16 protein-coding genes are annotated in these 17,008 nt (G+C 66.5%); 13 read left to right on the plus strand and 3 right to left on the minus strand.

Annotated features, from left to right (window positions below; genetic code table 11):
* The first annotated feature begins 33 nt into the window (after window positions 1-33).
* Complete coding sequence (locus tag NU688_RS00865) at window positions 34-993, plus strand: LysR family transcriptional regulator (RefSeq protein WP_257858660.1); 960 nt, start codon at window positions 34-36, stop codon at window positions 991-993.
* Here the strand turns inward: NU688_RS00865 and NU688_RS00870 are convergent, their stop codons facing one another.
* Complete coding sequence (locus NU688_RS00870) at window positions 994-1,758, minus strand: FadR/GntR family transcriptional regulator (RefSeq protein ID WP_257858661.1); 765 nt, start codon at window positions 1,756-1,758, stop codon at window positions 994-996.
* A gap of 260 nt (window positions 1,759-2,018) precedes the next feature.
* Between NU688_RS00870 and NU688_RS00875 the strand changes: the two genes are divergently transcribed.
* The 10 genes from NU688_RS00875 to NU688_RS00920 all read left to right on the plus strand — a co-directional run bounded on the left by NU688_RS00875 (window position 2,019) and on the right by NU688_RS00920 (window position 11,544).
* A complete protein-coding gene (locus tag NU688_RS00875) occupies window positions 2,019-3,224 on the plus strand; it encodes an ABC transporter substrate-binding protein (RefSeq protein WP_257858662.1) in 1,206 nt (401 codons plus the stop codon).
* A 22-nt stretch (window positions 3,225-3,246) separates the two neighbouring features.
* On the plus strand, window positions 3,247-4,107 hold the full coding sequence (locus tag NU688_RS00880) for a branched-chain amino acid ABC transporter permease (protein WP_257858663.1): 861 nt from the start codon (window positions 3,247-3,249) through the stop codon (window positions 4,105-4,107).
* A 7-nt stretch (window positions 4,108-4,114) separates the two neighbouring features.
* Window positions 4,115-5,077, plus strand: a complete 963-nt coding sequence (locus tag NU688_RS00885; RefSeq protein ID WP_257858664.1) for a branched-chain amino acid ABC transporter permease — start codon at window positions 4,115-4,117, stop codon at window positions 5,075-5,077.
* Window positions 5,074-5,844, plus strand: coding sequence for an ABC transporter ATP-binding protein (locus tag NU688_RS00890; protein ID WP_257858665.1), 771 nt, complete (start codon window positions 5,074-5,076; stop codon window positions 5,842-5,844). Before NU688_RS00885 ends, NU688_RS00890 begins: the two co-directional genes overlap by 4 nt.
* Window positions 5,845-6,016: 172 nt before the next feature.
* Window positions 6,017-6,727: an ABC transporter ATP-binding protein gene (locus NU688_RS00895; RefSeq protein ID WP_257858666.1), complete on the plus strand. Its 711-nt coding sequence runs from the start codon at window positions 6,017-6,019 to the stop codon at window positions 6,725-6,727.
* Between the two features lie 34 nt (window positions 6,728-6,761).
* A complete protein-coding gene (locus tag NU688_RS00900; RefSeq protein WP_257858667.1) occupies window positions 6,762-8,042 on the plus strand; it encodes a Zn-dependent hydrolase in 1,281 nt (426 codons plus the stop codon).
* Window positions 8,039-9,175, plus strand: a complete 1,137-nt coding sequence (locus NU688_RS00905; protein WP_257858668.1) for an ABC transporter substrate-binding protein — start codon at window positions 8,039-8,041, stop codon at window positions 9,173-9,175. The genes NU688_RS00900 and NU688_RS00905 overlap by 4 nt, the downstream gene beginning before the upstream one ends.
* Window positions 9,172-10,644: a M81 family metallopeptidase gene (locus NU688_RS00910; RefSeq protein WP_257858669.1), complete on the plus strand. Its 1,473-nt coding sequence runs from the start codon at window positions 9,172-9,174 to the stop codon at window positions 10,642-10,644. Before NU688_RS00905 ends, NU688_RS00910 begins: the two co-directional genes overlap by 4 nt.
* A gap of 58 nt (window positions 10,645-10,702) precedes the next feature.
* Window positions 10,703-11,074 carry a DUF2845 domain-containing protein gene (locus NU688_RS00915; protein ID WP_257858670.1) on the plus strand — a complete coding sequence of 124 codons (372 nt, stop codon included), beginning with the start codon at window positions 10,703-10,705 and terminating at the stop codon, window positions 11,072-11,074.
* 92 nt (window positions 11,075-11,166) lie between these two features.
* On the plus strand, window positions 11,167-11,544 hold the full coding sequence (locus NU688_RS00920) for a nuclear transport factor 2 family protein (protein WP_257858671.1): 378 nt from the start codon (window positions 11,167-11,169) through the stop codon (window positions 11,542-11,544).
* 18 nt (window positions 11,545-11,562) lie between these two features.
* Here the strand turns inward: NU688_RS00920 and NU688_RS00925 are convergent, their stop codons facing one another.
* Together NU688_RS00925 and NU688_RS00930 are read right to left on the minus strand one after the other, a co-directional pair.
* On the minus strand, window positions 11,563-12,642 hold the full coding sequence (locus NU688_RS00925; protein ID WP_257858672.1) for a hypothetical protein: 1,080 nt from the start codon (window positions 12,640-12,642) through the stop codon (window positions 11,563-11,565).
* 134 nt (window positions 12,643-12,776) lie between these two features.
* Entirely contained in the window at window positions 12,777-13,913 is a 1,137-nt protein-coding gene (locus NU688_RS00930) for a helix-turn-helix domain-containing protein (protein ID WP_257858673.1), read from the minus strand.
* Between the two features lie 180 nt (window positions 13,914-14,093).
* Between NU688_RS00930 and NU688_RS00935 the strand changes: the two genes are divergently transcribed.
* Both NU688_RS00935 and NU688_RS00940 read left to right on the plus strand, forming a co-directional pair.
* Entirely contained in the window at window positions 14,094-14,591 is a 498-nt protein-coding gene (locus NU688_RS00935) for a (2Fe-2S)-binding protein (RefSeq protein ID WP_257858674.1), read from the plus strand.
* A 13-nt stretch (window positions 14,592-14,604) separates the two neighbouring features.
* Window positions 14,605-16,989 carry a xanthine dehydrogenase family protein molybdopterin-binding subunit gene (locus NU688_RS00940; protein ID WP_257858675.1) on the plus strand — a complete coding sequence of 795 codons (2,385 nt, stop codon included), beginning with the start codon at window positions 14,605-14,607 and terminating at the stop codon, window positions 16,987-16,989.
* Window positions 16,990-17,008 lie beyond the last annotated feature (19 nt).

The raw sequence follows: 17,008 nt of genomic DNA on the forward strand, positions 1-17,008 counted from the left end.
AATGGCGCAATATCAATGTTCACTTGACGATTCATGCAAGTAAAGGTGAAAGCCCAAAACGGTGCCCCCAGCGCCCGAAACCGTGCGGTTCTGGGGCAGCTCAGCGACATGGACTTGCGCCTGCTCAAGGTGTTCAAGAGCGTGGTCGACTGCGGCGGCATGGCAGCCGCCGAGCTGGAGCTGAACATCGGCACTTCCACGGTGAGCCGGCATGTGAAGGACCTGGAGACGCGGCTCGGCCTCGTGCTGTGCAGGCGCGGGCGGGCGGGCTTTGCGCTCACGTCCGAGGGGCAGCGGGTGTACGACGAGACGCTGCGGCTGCTGGCCTCGGTTGACGCCTTCCGAGGCAGCATCGACGACATCCACAACCGCATGGGCGGGCAACTGGAGGTGGCCCTCTTCGACAAGACGGCGACCAACCCGAAGGCGCGCATCGGCGAGGCCATCGCGCGCTTCACCGAGATCGCGCCAGAGGTGAACCTGGCGGTGCATGTGGGGTCGATCAACGCGATCGAGCAGGGTGTGCTGGAGGGCAACTTCCAGATCGGCATCATCCCGGCGCACCGCAGTTCCAAGAGCCTCGTGTATGCGGACCTGTTCGACGAGACGATGCTGCTGTATTGCGGCAAGGGGCATCCGCTGTTCGACAGCCCGCACGCGAAGCTCACCTGGTCGAAGCTGGGCGAGCACCATTTCGCGGGGCTGGGCTATCACTCGCCCAACATGGAACTGAGCCATCGCGCGCGGCTGTCGCGCAAGGCGACGGGCTTCGACCAGGAGGCGATTGCGACGCTGATCCTCTCGGGGCGCTTCCTGGGCTTTCTGCCCGACCACTACGCGCAGGTGTTCGAGCAGCGCGGGCTCATGAAGGCGGTGCTGCCGGCGCGCTTCAACTATGCGTGCCGGTTCGTGAGCCTGCTGCGGCGGTCGCCGAAGCCGTCACGGGCGGTGCTGGCGTTTCAGGCGTGCCTGGAGAAGGCACACGCGCGGTAGTTAGCGCTGCCCGCTCGGCAGCAGCAGGTGCTTGGCGCCGATGTGCGCCTCCATCTCGTGCATGTGCGCCTCCGCATCGATCATGTGCTCGGCCATCAGCCGGCGCACTTCCTCCGCATCTTCCTTGCGGTAGGCCGCGAGCAACTGCGTGTGGTAGTCGACATTGGCCTCACCGAAGTGGTGATGCTCCAGTGCCTTCTTGTAGACCACGAGGTCGCGCAGCAGGTCGTTGAGAAAGCGGCACATGAAGGACAGCACCGGGTTGGGGCAGGCCTCGGCCAGCATGGTGTGGAACCCCAGTTCGGCCTCGCGCTGCATGCGCAGCTCGTCTTCGTTGGTCGGCTCGACGGTGCAGAGGCGAACGTTGGCTTCGAGCCGTTCGAACTGCTCGGGCGTCAACCGGCCGACCACGCTCACGGCCAGCTCGGGCTCCAGGGCCTTGCGCAGCTGGTAGATGTGATGCCCGTCCAGATGGTGGAAGTGCAGGAAGTTGCGCAGCGGCTCCGAGGCGTGGTCCACCGACACCTGCTGCAGATACGCGCCGCCGCCCGGGCCGGTCCGGATCGAGATGAGGCCGCGCACTTCCAGCGCCTTCAGCGCCTCGCGCACCGTGCTCTTCGAATAGCCGAAGAGCTCGATCAGTTCCTTCTCGTTCGGTAGGCGGTCGCCGGGTTGCTTCCGCTCGGCAACGATCCATCGCTTGACGTCTTCGACGATGACATCCGAGAGCTTTTGCCGCTTCGGGCGGTTCTCTCCCACTTTCATTGAAACGCTCCATGCGGCAACCACGACGCCCTGGGGTTCATTTCACGATCAGATGGAGACGAATTCATGCGTTCGGAGCGATGGAAAAAGTAGATGACAGCCTGTATGCAGGTATTGGACCTTGGAACGTGCGTCGGATTTTGGCACGGTGATTGCTAGCGGGTTTTTACCAACATATTAATCCTATTTATCCGCTTAAATTCGCCGGCACTCGCAGGCACCCCTTTCACTTACTTCCACACCACGACCGGAGAACTCCCATGCAACGCAGACATCTTCTTCAGCTGGCCGCCCTGTCGGCCGCCCCGGCCTCGCTCCTGGCGAGCCGCTCGGTCTTCGCGCAATCGGCGGACGCCATCCGCTTCGGCTGCCCGGTCCCGATGTCGGGCGCCTTCGCGGCCAATGGCAAGTTCGCCGACCTGGGCATGAAGCTCGCGATCGAGCAGTACGGCAGCGTGCTCAAGCGTCCGCTCGCCTACACGGTGCTCGACACCGAAGGCAAGCCCGCCACCGCCGTGCGCAAGGTGCAGGAAGCCTCGCAGCAGCAGGGCGCCAAGTTCTTCGCGGGCGGCATCCTGTCGTCCGAAGCGCTGGCCATGGGCAAGGAAGCCGAAAAGGCCGGCGGCATCTTCATCACCACCGCAGGCGCCGACGAGATCACCGGCAAGGACTGCAACCCCGCCACCTTCCGCTGGTCGGTGCCCACCTTCGGTGCCATCGAGCAGACGGTGCGCCCGCTGATCGCCTCGATGCCCAAAGCCAAGCGCTGGTACACGATCACGCCGCAGTACGTGTTCGGCGAAGGCCTGCTCGGCGCGGCCAAGAACATCTTCCAGGAGAAGGGCATCGAGCACGTGGGCAACAGCTACCACTCGCTCAACGAAAAAGAGTTCAGCGGCTACCTCACCAATGCGATGGCCGCCAAGCCCGACGTGCTGCTGCTGCTGAACTTCGGCGCGCAGTCGTCGGCCGCGCTGCGCCAGGCGGTGAGCTTCGGCATGCACAAGAACATGACGATCCTCATTGCCTGGGCCTCGGGGCTGGAGCAGTTCGATGAACTGGGCGCGGACCTGTGCGACGGCGTCTACTTCGGTGCGCAGTACTGGCACACGGCCGACACCACGCTCAACAAGGACCTGGTCAAGCGCACCGCCGACAAGCTCAAGATCGTGCCCAACTACAGCCTCGCCGGCTCGTACATCTGCACCAAGATCCTGATCGACGGCATCGTGAAGGCGGGCTCGGTCGACCAGAAGGTCGTGATCGCCGCGCTCGAAGGCATGAAGTTCGACGGCCTCACGGGCACCGAGGAAATCCGCAAGGCGGACCACCAGGTCATCAAGGACTACTACCTGCTCAAGGGCAAGGCGAAGTCGAAGATGAAGGATGCCGCGGACTACGTCGATGTCGTGAGCGCCGGCAAATCGTTCCTCCCCGTCGACAAGACCGGCTGCAAGCTGGCCTGAAGCAACGGACGCCAACGAGCCCATGACCGTCTATCTCCTCCAGACCATCAACGGAATCGGCATCGGCATGCTGTATTTCCTGCTGGCCGTTGGCTTGTCCATCGTGTTCGGCCTGCTGCGATTCGTGAATTTCGCGCATGGCGCCTTCTACCTGCTGGGTGCCTACCTGTGCTTCCAGGCGATGCAGTGGGGCCTCAACTTCTGGGCCGCACTGGTGCTGGTGCCGCTGTGCGTCGGCGCGCTCGGCTGGCTCGCCGAGAAGCTGCTGCTGCGCCGCGTGTACGCCAAGCCGCACGAGTTCCACATCCTCGTGACCGTGGGCCTTGCGCTCGCGGTGCAGGAGATCGTCATCGTGTTCTGGGGGCCGCTGGGCAACAGCGTGCCCACGCCCGACCTGCTGCAGGGCGTGGTGATGTGGGGCGACTTCGTCTATCCCAAGTACCGGCTCTTCGTGATCGGCTTCACCGCCGTGCTCGCGGTGCTCCTGTGGTGGGTGCTCGAAGGCACGCGCCTCGGTAGTGCGGTGCGCGCGGGGAGCGAATCGACCGAGATGGTCTCGCTGCTCGGCATCAACGTCTTTCGCGTGTTCAGCCTGGTGTTCGCATTGGGTGCGGCCACCGCGGCGCTGGCCGGCGTGCTGGCCGCGCCGATCCGCGGCGCCGAACCTTTCATGGGCGTCGAGGCACTCGGCGTCGCTTTCGTGGTGGTGGTGATCGGCGGGCTCGGCAGCTTCGGCGGCGCGCTCGTCGGCGGCGTGCTGATCGGCATCGTGCAGAGCCTCATGAGCACCATCTGGCCGCCGGGGGCGAGCCTGATGATCTACATCGCGATGGGCGCAGTGCTGCTGCTGCGCCCGCATGGCCTGCTCGGCCGCAGAGGGTGAACAACGTATGCCAAGAAAAATCACTTTCCTGCTGGCGCTGGTCGTCACGCTCGCGCTGCCGCTGTTCATGCGCTCGGGTTCGCTCGCGAGCGAGGTGCTGATCTACGCGCTCGCCGCATTGGGCTGCAACCTGCTCCTGGGCTACACGGGGCTGCTGTCGTTCGGGCAGGGCATCTTCTTCGGCCTCGGCAGCTACACCATCGCGATCCTGCTCACGCGGCTGCAACTGCCGATGCCGCTCGCGTTGCTGGCTGCCGTTGCCATGGGCGCAGTGGGCGCGGCGGTGGTCGGCTGGGTGGCCATCCGCCAGCGCGGCACCTACTTCGTGATGCTCACGCTGGCCTTTGCGCAGATGTTCTATTTCGTGGCGTACACCGCCTCGGGATTGACTGGCGGCGACAACGGCCTGCTCGACGTGCCGCGCCCCGCGTTCATGGACACGCCGTGGAAGTACTACGCCTTCGTCGCCGTGATGTTCCTCATCGCCTTCGGCCTGCTGCTGCGCGTGACCGACTCCATCTTCGGCCGCACGCTGCTCGCCATCCGCGACAACGAGGACCGCGCCGCCGCGGTGGGCTACAACCTGAAGCGCTTCAAGCTGTTGGCCTTCGTGATCTCGGGTGCCGTCACGGGCCTTGCGGGCGGGCTGCACGCCATGATGACCGGCATCGCGCCGCTGTCGAACGCCGAGTACCACACGAGCGAGATGATCCTGGTCATCACCGTGATCGGCGGCACCGGCAATCTCTTCGCCTCGGTGCTGGGCTCGGCCTTCTATGTGCTGCTGGCCGACTGGCTTTCCACGCTGTGGCCGCGATGGCTGCTGCTGCTGGGGCTCTTGCTGATCGGCGTGAGCATCGGCATGCAGCGCGGCCTCTGGGGGCTGGGCGAGAGCGTGTGGCGGCGCGTGTTTCGCAAGAAATCGCCTGCCGCGCCGCTTGCATCCGAAGCGCAGGGAGAAAAAGCATGACGCAACCCGTCCTCATCGAAGCCATTGGCGTCACCAAGCACTACGGCAAGTTCGCGGCGCTCGGCGGCGTGGACCTGAAGATCAAGCCCAACACCGTGCACTCGGTGATCGGCCCGAACGGCGCGGGCAAGACCACGCTGTTCCACATGCTCACGGGCACCGGCACCACCACGGGCGGGCGCATCCTGTTCGACGGCCACGACGTGACGCATGAGCCCGACCACAAGCGCGTGCAGCGCGGCATGGCGCGCTCGTTCCAGGTCACGAGCCTGTTCCCCAGCCTCTCGGTGCGCGAGAACCTGCGCGTCGCGGCGCAGGGCATCGCGCCGCGCCAGGCGATGAACTGCTGGCGTGCGCCGGTCGGCGACCGCGCCTGCGCCGAGACCGTGGCCGAAGTGCTCGCACGCGTCGGCCTCGAGCGGTTGGCCGACACGGCCGCCAGCGTGCTCTCGCACGGCCAGCAGCGCCGGCTCGAAGTGGGCATGGCGCTTGCTGCGAAGCCCAAGGCGATCTTTCTCGACGAGCCGACCTCGGGCATGGGCATCGACGACCTGGACGACATGAAGCACCTCATCCGCAGCCTGCGCGATGCGCACACGGTGGTGCTGATCGAACACAACATGAACATCGTGATGGACATCTCCGACACCGTGACCGTGATGCAGCTGGGCCGCGTGCTGGCCGAGGGGTTGCCGGGCGACATCCGTTCCGATGCGCGCGTGCGCTCGGCCTACCTCGGCAACATGATCACCGGGGGCAAGGCATGAGCGCCGTTTCTTACCCCCTCTCCCCTTGGGGAGAGGGCGGGGGTGAGGGCAACGGCCTTCGCACATGCACCGCCCCTGCCATCGCCGTCGGCCCTCACCCCAGCCCTCTCCCCGAGGGGAGAGGGGGCAACAGCCGGACCATGGCCGGCGCTCAGAGAACGGAGGTGACCCGATGAGCGCGAACATCCTCGAAGTCGAAGGCCTGCACGCGCACTACGGCAAGAGCCATGTGCTGCAGGGCGTGTCGATGACCGTGGGCGAGGCCGAACTCGTCACGCTGCTGGGCCGCAACGGCGCGGGCAAGTCGACCACGCTCAAGAGCATTGCCGGTGCGGTCACGCCGACGAAGGGGCGCGTACGTTTTCAAGGCGCCGACATCGCCGGCCTGCCACCTCACCGCATCGCCACGCGCGGCGTGTGCCTCGTGCCCGAGCACCGCGGCATCTTCAAGCTGCTCACGGTCGAAGAGAACCTGCTGCTCGGTCAGCGGCGCGATTCGCCCTGGCAGCTCGACGACATCTACCGCATCTTTCCGCGCCTGAAGGAGCGGCGCCGCAACGGTGGCGGCCAGCTCTCGGGCGGCGAGCAGCAGATGCTGGCCATCGGCCGCGCGCTCATGAACCACCCGCGCCTTCTGATCCTTGACGAGCCCGTCGAAGGCCTCGCGCCGGTGATCGTGGAGGAAATCGTCGCGCAGCTGAAAACCATCAAGGCCGCGGGCGTGGCGATCCTGTTGGTCGAGCAGAACCTGGAGGTGTGCGTGCAGCTCGCGGACCGCCACTACATCGTCGAGCAGGGCGTGATCGTGCACGAGGCCGGCAACGCTGACTTCATGGCCGACCACGACGTGAAGGACCGCTACCTCGGCGTCGGTCTCGCCTGAACGCGCCCGTCTTCAACATCTCATTCGCAGAACCATGACAACAAGCACCGAAACTTCTTCTGCACCCGATGTGCGCGCCCTCCGCATCGATGGACAGCGCCTCTGGGACTCGCTGATGCAGCTGGCCCAGGTCGGCGCCACCGAGAAGGGCGGCGTGTGCCGCCTCGCGCTGACCGACCTCGACCGGCAGGGCCGGGACCTCTTCACGCGCTGGGCGCGCGAAGCCGGCTGCGAAGTGCGCGTGGACGCCATCGGCAACATCTTTGCGCGCCGCGCGGGCCGCAACAACGCGCTGCCGCCGGTCACCACCGGCAGCCACATCGACACGCAGCCGACGGGCGGCAAGTTCGATGGCAACTACGGCGTGCTCGCAGGGCTGGAAGTGATTCGCGCGCTCAACGACGCGAAGGTCGTGACCGAAGCGCCGCTCGAAGTGGCGGTGTGGACCAATGAAGAAGGCTCGCGCTTCGTGCCGGTGATGATGGGCTCGGGCGTGTTCGTCGATGCCTTCACGCTCGAGCACGCGCTCGCGCAGCGCGACACCGAGGGCGTGAGCGTGGCGGAAGCCCTCGATGCGATCGGCTATGCAGGCAAGGTGCCCGCCTCGGCGGCGGCATCGCCCGTGGGCGCGTACTTCGAGGCGCACATCGAACAGGGCCCGGTGCTCGAGGCCAACGAGCGTGTGATCGGCGTGGTCGAGGGTGCCCTCGGCCAGCGCTGGTACGACGTGGTGGTGCAGGGCATGGAGGCGCATGCCGGCCCCACGCCGATGGAGCTGCGCAAGGACGCGCTGCTCGCGGCCGCCGAACTCGTGATCGAGGTCAACCGCATCGCACTCGCGCACGCACCGCATGCGCGCGGCACGGTCGGCTGGATCGACAACTACCCGAATTCGCGCAACGTGATCCCGGGCCGCGTGAAGCTCAGCGTTGACCTGCGCGCGGCGGACGACGTGGTGCTATTGGCCATGGACGCAGCGCTGAAGGAAGCCGTGCACCGCCTGTCCGGCGGCGGCAAGGTCGAGGCGACGGTGGAGCAGGTCGTGTACTTCCCGCCCCAGCCTTTCACTCCGAAGCTCGTGTCCGCCGTGCGCGACGCCGCAGAGGCGCAGGGCCTGACATGGATGAACGTGATCAGCGGCGCGGGCCATGATGCCGTGTACCTCGCCCGCGTGTGCCCCACCGCGATGATCTTCGTGCCGTGCCTCGACGGCATCAGCCACAACGAGATCGAGGACGCCGAGCCCGCGCACCTCGAAGCCGGCTGCAACGTGCTGCTGCAGGCGATGCTGCAGAGCGCGGGAGTCGCCGCATGAAGGCGGCGCTTCGCCGCATCGGCCTTCACTATTTCCTGGCGATGGGAATGGTCGCGGCATCGACGGCTGCGCTGGCGGCCGGAGAGCCGATCCTGGTCGGCCAGTCCGCCGTGCTCACCGGCCCGTTCACGCCGAACAGCCTCGCGTTCATGGAAGGCCAGACGCTGTTCTTCGACCAGTTGAACAAGGCGGGCGGCGTCGGAGGCCGGCCCGTCAAGATGATCACCTACGACGACGCCTACATCCCCGAGAAGGCGGCGGCCAATGCCGAGAAGCTGCTCGTCACCGACCGCGTGGTCTGCCTGTTCGGAACCATGGGCACGGGCATCGGCGCGGCCATGGTGCCGGTGGCGGCGAAGTACGACAGCTTCATCTTCGGCGGGCTGACCGGCGCGGCGGTGCTGCGCGGGCCGAAGGTGCCGATCTATCACATGCGGGAGTCGTATGCCGACGAGGTCGCGCGCGTGATGAACCACCTGACGACCATCGGCGTGACGCGCATCGCCATCGTCTCCAGCGACGACGCTTATGGCAAGGGCATCGAGAAGGACGCGGTGGCGGCGCTCGAGAAGAACAAGCATCCTGCCTTGCTGTCGCTGCGCTTCGACCCGAAGGAAAAGGACCATCCCGCCATCGCGCAGCAGGTCATCGCGAGCGGGGCGCAGGCGGTGTACGTCATCGCGGCGGGCATGCCGGCGATCAACATCATCCGCTCGCTGGTGGCGGCGCCCGTCCATCCGCAGATCTACACGAACTCGGTGGCGAGTTCGTTCCTTCTGTACAAGGAACTCGGCGACAAGAGCCGCGGCATCGTGCTGTCGCAGGTGATGCCGCCGTTCTGGAAGACGCGCTTTCCCATCGTCGACGAATACCAGCGCGCGCGGAAGGCCGCGGGCAGCGAGGGCGAAGGCTCCTACCTGGGCCTGGAGGGCTACATCACGGCCAAGGCCTTTGCGGAATCGCTGCAGCGCGTGAAGGGGCCGATCACCACCGAATCGCTGCGGCGCACCATCGAGAACTCGCCGCCCATGAACCTGAATGGCTTCACGGTCGCGTTCCGCCCCGACAACCGCAACGGCTCCAGCTTCGGCGACATCACGATGCTGGGAAGCGCCGGAAAGTTTGCCCAATGAAAGTCCTCGTCGCACGTCTCAACCACGAGACCAACACCTTCTCGCCCGTGCCCACACCGCTCGCCGCATTCGGGCCCGACGGTCCGACCTTCGGTGAACAGGCCTACAAGGACAACAAGGGCATGCGCACCGCGATGTCGGCCTTCATCGAACTGGCCGAGCAGGCGGGTGCGACGCTGGTCACGCCGGTGTCGGCCTCTGCCAATCCGAGCGGGCCGGTCGATGCCGGCGCTTACACGGCGCTCACGCAATGCATCGTCGATGCGGCGCCAGGCTGCGATGCCATCCTGCTCGACCTGCACGGCGCGATGGTGGCCGAGAACAGCGTCGACGGAGAAGGCGACCTGCTGGTGCGGCTGCGCGCCGCGGCGCCGGGCGTGCCCATCGGCGTGGCGCTCGACCTGCATGCCAACGTGACGCCCGCGATGGTCGGCAACGCGGACGTGATCGTCGGCTTCAAGACCTATCCGCACATCGACATGTACGAGACCGGCGAGCACGCCGGCCGCCTGCTGTTCGACCTGCTCGCGGGCCGCAGCAAGCCCGCGCTGCGCTGGCATCCGCTGCCGCTGATGGCGCACACGCTGCGCAGCGCCTCGTTCACCGGCGCGATGCAACGCGCCATCGAGGCGGCGCGTGAAGCCGAGAAGTCGGAGTCGCTTGCGGTCTCGATCTTCGCGGGCTTCTCGCTGTCGGACATCGAGGCGCCGTGCATGAGCGTGGTGGTGGTCGATGCGGCGTCGCCCGAACGCGCGCAGGCCACGGCCGACCGCATCGCCGCACAGATGTGGGCCGAGCGCGAAGCCTTCATCTACCGGAGCGAGCCGCTGGCCGAATCGGTCGCGCGCGCCAAGCTCATCGCCGACGGCGCCACGCGCCCGGTGCTGCTGCTCGACCACGGCGACAACTGCATGTCGGGCGGCAGCTGCGACACGATGGACGTGCTGCAGGAAGCGCTCGCGCAAGGCCTGCACGGCATCGGCGTCGGGCCGCTGTGCGACCCCGAAGCGGTGGCCGCGCTGATCGCGGCGGGCGAGGGCGCCGAGGTGACGGTCGCGCTCGGCAACAAGGTGTCGCTCGAAGGCATCGGCCTCCAGAAGACGCCCGTGCGGCTCACGGGCACGGTGCGCACCATCGGCAACGGCGAGTACGTGATCACCGGCCCCACCTACACCGGCCAGCGCAGCAGCATGGGCCGCACGGTGCTGTTCGACATCGGCGCGGCGCGCATCGTGGTGACCGAGCGCACGCAGGAGCCGTGGGACATCGGCGTTTTTGAATGCGCGGGGCTCGATCCGCGCAATGAACGCTTTCTTCTTCTCAAGTCGCGCATGTATTGCCGGCCGGTGTTCGAGCCGCTCTCTGCGGCGCTGGTGGAGTGCGACAGCCCCGGTGTCACCAGTTCGGATTACAGCCTGTTCCCTTTCGGCAAGGTGCGTCGTCCGGTCTTTCCGCTCGATGCGATCTAGGGCGATTTAAGAAGGGGAAATCTCACTACCATCGCTTCCCTGAAAAAAGGAAATTCACGTGAAGCGATCCCTTCTGATTCCCGCCGCATGGCTGGCCCTCGCGTCCGTCGTGCCGGCAGAGGCGCAGACCCTGAACTGCAACCGCGAATTCGTGCAGAGGGGGGAGTCCAAGTTCACCATCCTGCAGAAATGCGGCGAGCCGGTGCTCAAGGAAAACTTCTGCGCCAGGCCCGATGGCAACAAGCCCGAGGTGATCGTGAACCCGCCGTCGTCGGCCTTGCCCGGCGGCCAGACCGTGATCGTCAACAACAACCGCTGCGACCAGGCCGAGGAGTGGACCTATCGCCCCGGCTCGGGACAGTTCGAGACGATGCTGCTGTTCCGCGACGGCGCGCTCATGAGCATCCGCTACGGCAGCCGCATTCCATGACCTCCCACGTCATCGACGCATAGCGCGTGCGGCGCGACCATTCATTCACCCCGCGATGTTGCGGGTCGAATCCTCGAAAAGGAATGGTCATCATGAACACCGCTGCACACGACGCCGCCACGATTGCCCAACGCTACATCGCCGTCTGGAACGAAACCGACGCTGAGCGCCGTGCCGCGCTGATCGAAGCCGGCTGGACCGCCGATGCGCACTACGTCGATCCGATCGCGCAAGCCAGCGGCCGCGAGCAGATCAGCGCGCTGGTCGGCGTGGTGCACCAGCGCTACCCGGGCTTCCGCTTCAACCTGTTCGGCAAGGCTGAGGCGCACGGCGACAACCTGCGCTTCTCGTGGACGCTCGGCCCGAGCGGGGCGGAGGACCTGATCCAGGGCACCGACTTTGCGCGGCTCGATGCGGGCAGGCTGCAGTCGGTGACCGGATTCTTGGACAAGGTGCCGGTTGGCGCCTGAGTTCGCTGCTCGGAGGGATCAGCGCTTGATGGCTTCGACGGCGAACCAGGAGCCGTACTTCCGGACCATCAGGGTGATCGAGCGAACATACCAGTAGGGCGGTGAGTTCGTGCTGGCGGCGCCCACCGCGGTAGTGGTGATGCTTGCGAAGCCTTCGTAGACCCAGTCCGTCTGGAGGCCACAGCCGCGGCCAGGCTCGACGGAGGGCGTCAACTTGACTGTGTAGAGGTTTTTCGCCGTCCCGGCGTAGGTCTGGACGGCGGTGCCCTGCAACAGACAGGTGCCAACGTCCCTTGTCGATACGCGTCCTGAGAAATCGCCGTTGGGTGCGATGGTGGCGGAGAACAGGCTGTCGTGGAACCAGGAACCGGCGATGTCGGCTTGCGAGACGGCCCGCGCATTGGCGCTGGCGTAGTTGTAGGCGATGGGCGTGTTGGGTGCGGTGCTGGCCCCGGTCAAGCCTTCGAAGTGTCTCGCCGGAGTGAATGTGCCGGAGCCGAAAAGAACGGTATTCATCGGCACTGGAAGAGAACCGCCGGTAAAGGTGATGTTGCTCCCCGGCGCGAAAGTCCACGTCGAGCCCGACACCGCCCATGCACCACCGTACAGACTGTAACGGGCCGCTCTGCCGGTGTCGGGATCTACCGGCGAGCTCTGCTCATAGGCCAGGTACTTGCCTGCTGCGTCGATGAAAGCGATTCCAGGCCGCATGCCTGCGGACGGGTACCAGAGTCCTTCGGTGCCGCTTCCGATGGCGGTTGTGGAGCCTGGGTCGGGCTTGTCGTTCGCCGGTGTCTCGCCATGGAGTTCGGAGATGCGCCGGCTGAGCAGTGCGAAGCCCGTGCCCCCCTGCGCGCGCAGGGGGGAGATGCCGCCCGCGTTGTCGGCCTGCGCCGCGACAAGCCCTTGGACAGGACCCGGATCATCTGGCTTTTCGCTTGCAGCAAGAGGGGCTGAGGAGGCCGCGGCCGGCGGCGATGGCTGCTGCTGCGCCACCGGAAGGCCGCTGGCATCGCTTCCTCCACCACCGCCACCGCCGCAGGACGCAAGCGATGTGAGCAGCGCCAGCAAGGCTGCTCTCGCGAAAAGTGCATTCATGTTTACTCCCCTCGTCGACGACGTTCTTCTTGTGGCCGCCCAGGATGACCGGGGCACGGCGAACCGGCCTCCGCCGCTCCGCCAGGAGCGCGAACTATAGCTTCCGGGGGACGCTTTTGTGCTTTGGGTCCGGCTCAGTCCGGCGCGCCGGCAGGCCGGCCGCGCCAGAGCTTGCGATACACCGTCGCCCGGCTGATGCCCAGCGCACGTGCGGCCTCGGCCACATTCCCGCGCGCATCGGCCACTGCCTTGCGGATCAGCGCGGTTTCCACGTCGCGCAGGCGTGGCCGCGCATCGGGCACCGCACCGCCCGCACCGCTGCCGCCGCGCTGGGGCCGCACCTGCACCCGCAGGCCCGACCACAGCGGCACCTCGAGCGCCGCGTCGCCGCGACGGGCGGCGTCGAACATCATGTGCAGCGGGAGCGCGAACAGGTCGTTGAAATGCAGGGCGTGCTGGCCGCGCGCCAGGGGCTGGTGCAGCATCTGCCGCGCGGCGGCGTTGGCGCCGGTCACGTTGCCGCTGGCGTCGATGCAGACCAGGCCCTCGGTGGCCTCGCTGCCCGGGTGGCCGGGCCAGGCCAGGTGCAGCAGCAGCTCGCAGGGGTCCTGCATGACCAGCATGTTCTCGATGCTGCGCGCCGAGAGGGTGGCCAGGTGCCGCAACTCGGGCCGCTCCACCGTCTGCACGCCGCTCAGGTCGAGCATGCCGATGCAGTCGCCGCGGGGGCCGAAGAGCGGCGCGCCGGCGCAGCTGTAGACGCTGGTGTCGTCGAAAAAGTGCTCGCCGCGGTGCAGCCACACCGATTCCTGCTCGGCCAGTGCGGTGCTGATGGCGGACGTGCCGATCGCGCGTTCCGAAAGATCGACCCCGATCCGGCCGATGTCCCGCGCATAGCGGCTGGCGGTGTCGGTGCCGTCGGGCAGCGCGCCCACGTCGATCACGATGCCGTCGGCATCGGTCAGGATCGCGAAATAACGGGTGTCGGCAATGGCGCGGGAGAGGCGTTCGATCACCGGCCGGGCGGCCGTGACCAGTGCCCGGTTGCGCTCGGCCACCTCGCGGCTGGCCGACTGGCTCACCGGATCGAAGCTCACCCGCTGCTGCGGGCGGCGTCCGGCCTCGATGCAGCGCTGCCATGAACGGGTGATCCAGGGGTCGATGCGCACGGTGCTGCGGGCGCGCGGCGCGTCGCCGTGGAGCAGCTCCCGCCGGGCTTGGGCAATGGCCAGGGAACGCTCGGGAGGAGGCGAAACGATAGAGGTATTCATCGTGTGGGTTCGCGCCGTGGGGGCTGCTTTTCCTGGCTCACCGGATGGCAAGCTGTTTCATTTTGAGAATTTCGCGGGCACTGTGCAAGTGTCAAGGGTTTTGCCTAGGATAGTGCGAAAGGTGGGCATCCAAGATGCCTTTCGCTGAACCAAGCCATCACCTTTCACGGAGACAGCCACATGCAGGTAGCTTTCAAGGTCAACGGCCGCGCAGTCACGGTCGACGCACCGCCAAACACCTTCCTTGTGCACGCGATCCGCGAGCACCTCCACCTCACCGGAACCCATGTCGGCTGCGACACCGCCCAGTGCGGCGCCTGCACCGTCCACGTCAACGGCCGGGCCGTCAAGTCGTGCAACGTGCTGGTCGCCCAGGCGGCCGGGGCCGACATCACCACCATCGAGGGCATTGCCGAAGCCGACGGCACCATGCACCCCATGCAGGCGGCCTTCAAGGAGTGCCATGGCCTGCAGTGCGGTTTCTGCACCCCGGGCATGGTCATGAGCGCCATCGACCTGTGCACCCACCACCCCAAGTCGAGCGAATCCGAGATTCGCGAGCTGCTCGACGGCAACCTGTGCCGCTGCACGGGCTACCAGAACATCGTGAAGGCCGTGAAGATGGGCGGCGAGGCGATGGCCTCGGGCACTCCGGTCAAAGCCACCGTCACGGCGTGAAGGGAGCAACATCATGGGTGCTTCCGACTTCTCGAACCTGCCCCATATCGGTGAGGCCCTCCGGCGCAAGGAAGACTACCGCTTCCTGACCGGCGCCGGCAACTACACCGACGACATCACGCTGGCCAACCAGAGCCATGCGGTCTTCGTGCGCTCGCCGCACGCCCACGCCACGATCAAGTCGGTCGACATCGCCGAGGCGCTCAAGATGCCCGGCGTGGTCGGCATCTTCAGCGGCAAGGACATCGAGGGCAAGATGGGCGGGCTGCCCTGCGGCTGGCTCATCAACAACCCCGACGGCACCCCGATGAAGGAGCCGATGCACCCGATCCTCGCGATCAAGAAGGTGCGCTACGTGGGCGACCACGTGGCCATGGTGGTGGCCGAGACGGTCGAGCAGGCCAAGAACGCCGCCGAGGCCGTGGTGGTCGACTACGACGTGCTGCCCGCCCTGGTGAGCGTGGCCGATGCCGCGAAGAAGACCGGCAGCACCACGCTGCACGACGAGGCGCCCGACAACCAGTGCTACAAGTGGGTGCTCGGCGACAAGGCGGCGGTCGACAACGTGTTCACCACGGCCGCGCATGTCACCAAGCTCGACCTGGTCAACAACCGGCTCATTCCCAACCCGATCGAGCCGCGTGTGGCCATCGGCAGCTACAGCCGCGGCACCGACGACTACACGCTCTACGTGTCGAACCAGAACCCGCACGTCGAACGCCTGCTGATGACGGCCTTCGTGCTGGGCCTGCCCGAGCACAAGGTGCGCGTGATCGCGCCCGATGTGGGCGGCGGCTTCGGTTCGAAGATCTTTCTGTACGCCGAAGACGTGTGCCTGACCTGGGCCTCCAAGCAGCTCAACCGCAACATCAAGTGGACGGCGGAGCGCTCGGAATGCTTCCTGTCCGATGCGCACGGCCGCGACCATGTGAGTCACGCAGAGATGGCAATGGACAAGGACGGCAAGTTCCTGGCCATGCGCGTTCACACCGACGCCAACCTCGGCGCGTACCTGTCGACCTTCTCGACCGCGGTGCCGACCATCCTCTACGCCACGCTGCTCGCGGGCCAGTACACGACGCCGCAGATCTACGTGGAGGTCGATGCCTGGTTCACCAACACCTCGCCGGTCGATGCCTACCGCGGCGCGGGGCGGCCCGAGGCCACGTACCTGTTGGAGCGCCTGGTGTCGCGCTGTGCCTGGGAAATGAACCTGGGCCAGGACGAGATCCGCAAGCGCAACTTCATCACCACCTTCCCGTACCAGACGCCCGTGGCGCTGCAGTACGACACCGGCGATTTCCATGCGTGTATGGACAAGGCCCGGGTGCTCGCCGACGTCGCAGGCTACGCACAGCGCAAGTCGGCGACCGAGGCCAAGGGCAAGCTGCGCGGCATCGGCTACTCCAGCTACATCGAGGCCTGCGGCATCGCACCGTCGAACATCGCAGGCGCGCTCGGCGCGCGGGCCGGCTTGTTCGAATGCGGCGAGATCCGCGTGCACCCGACCGGCAGTGTGACGGTGTTCACCGGCTCGCACAGCCACGGCCAGGGCCACGAGACCACCTTCGCGCAGGTCGTCGCGGCGCGGCTGGGCATTCCGGTCGACAACGTCGACGTGGTGCACGGCGACACCGGCCGCGTGCCCTTCGGCATGGGCACCTATGGCTCGCGCTCGATCTCGGTGGGCGGTGCGGCCATCATGAAGGCGCTCGACAAGATCGAGACCAAGGCCAAGAAGATCGCCGCGCACCTGATGGAGGCCAGCGATGCCGACATCGAGTTCGCCAACGGCGAGTTCACCGTCAAGGGCACCGACAAGAAGATCCCGTTCGGCCAGGTGGCGCTCACGGCCTACGTGCCGCACAACTACCCGCTCGACAAGCTGGAGCCCGGCCTGAACGAGACCGCCTTCTACGACCCGACCAACTTCACCTTTCCAGGCGGCACCTACATCTGCGAGGTCGAGATCGACAAGCAGATCGGCGAGGTCAAGATCGACCGCTTCACCGCGGTGGACGACTTCGGCACCATCATCAATCCGATGATCGTCGAGGGCCAGGTGCACGGCGGGCTGGTGCAGGGCATCGGCCAGGCGCTGCTGGAGAACTGCGTCTACGACAACGAAACCGGCCAGTTGCTCACCGGCAGCTTCATGGACTACGCCATGCCGCGCGCCGGCGACTTTCCGCAGTTCAAGCTCGACACCGTGTGCACCCCGTGCACGCACAACCCGCTGGGCACCAAGGGCTGCGGCGAGGCGGGGGCCATCGGCTCGCCGCCGGCCGTGATCAATGCGGTGCTCGACGCATTGGCGCCGCTGGGCGTCAAGGATTTCGACATGCCTGCTTCGTCCGCCCGCGTCTGGGAAGCGATGCAGGCCGCCGCCACCCACTAAAACAAAGAAGGAATCACAC

The organism is Variovorax sp. ZS18.2.2 (assembly GCF_024701975.1).
Classification (GTDB): Bacteria; Pseudomonadota; Gammaproteobacteria; order Burkholderiales; family Burkholderiaceae_C; genus Variovorax.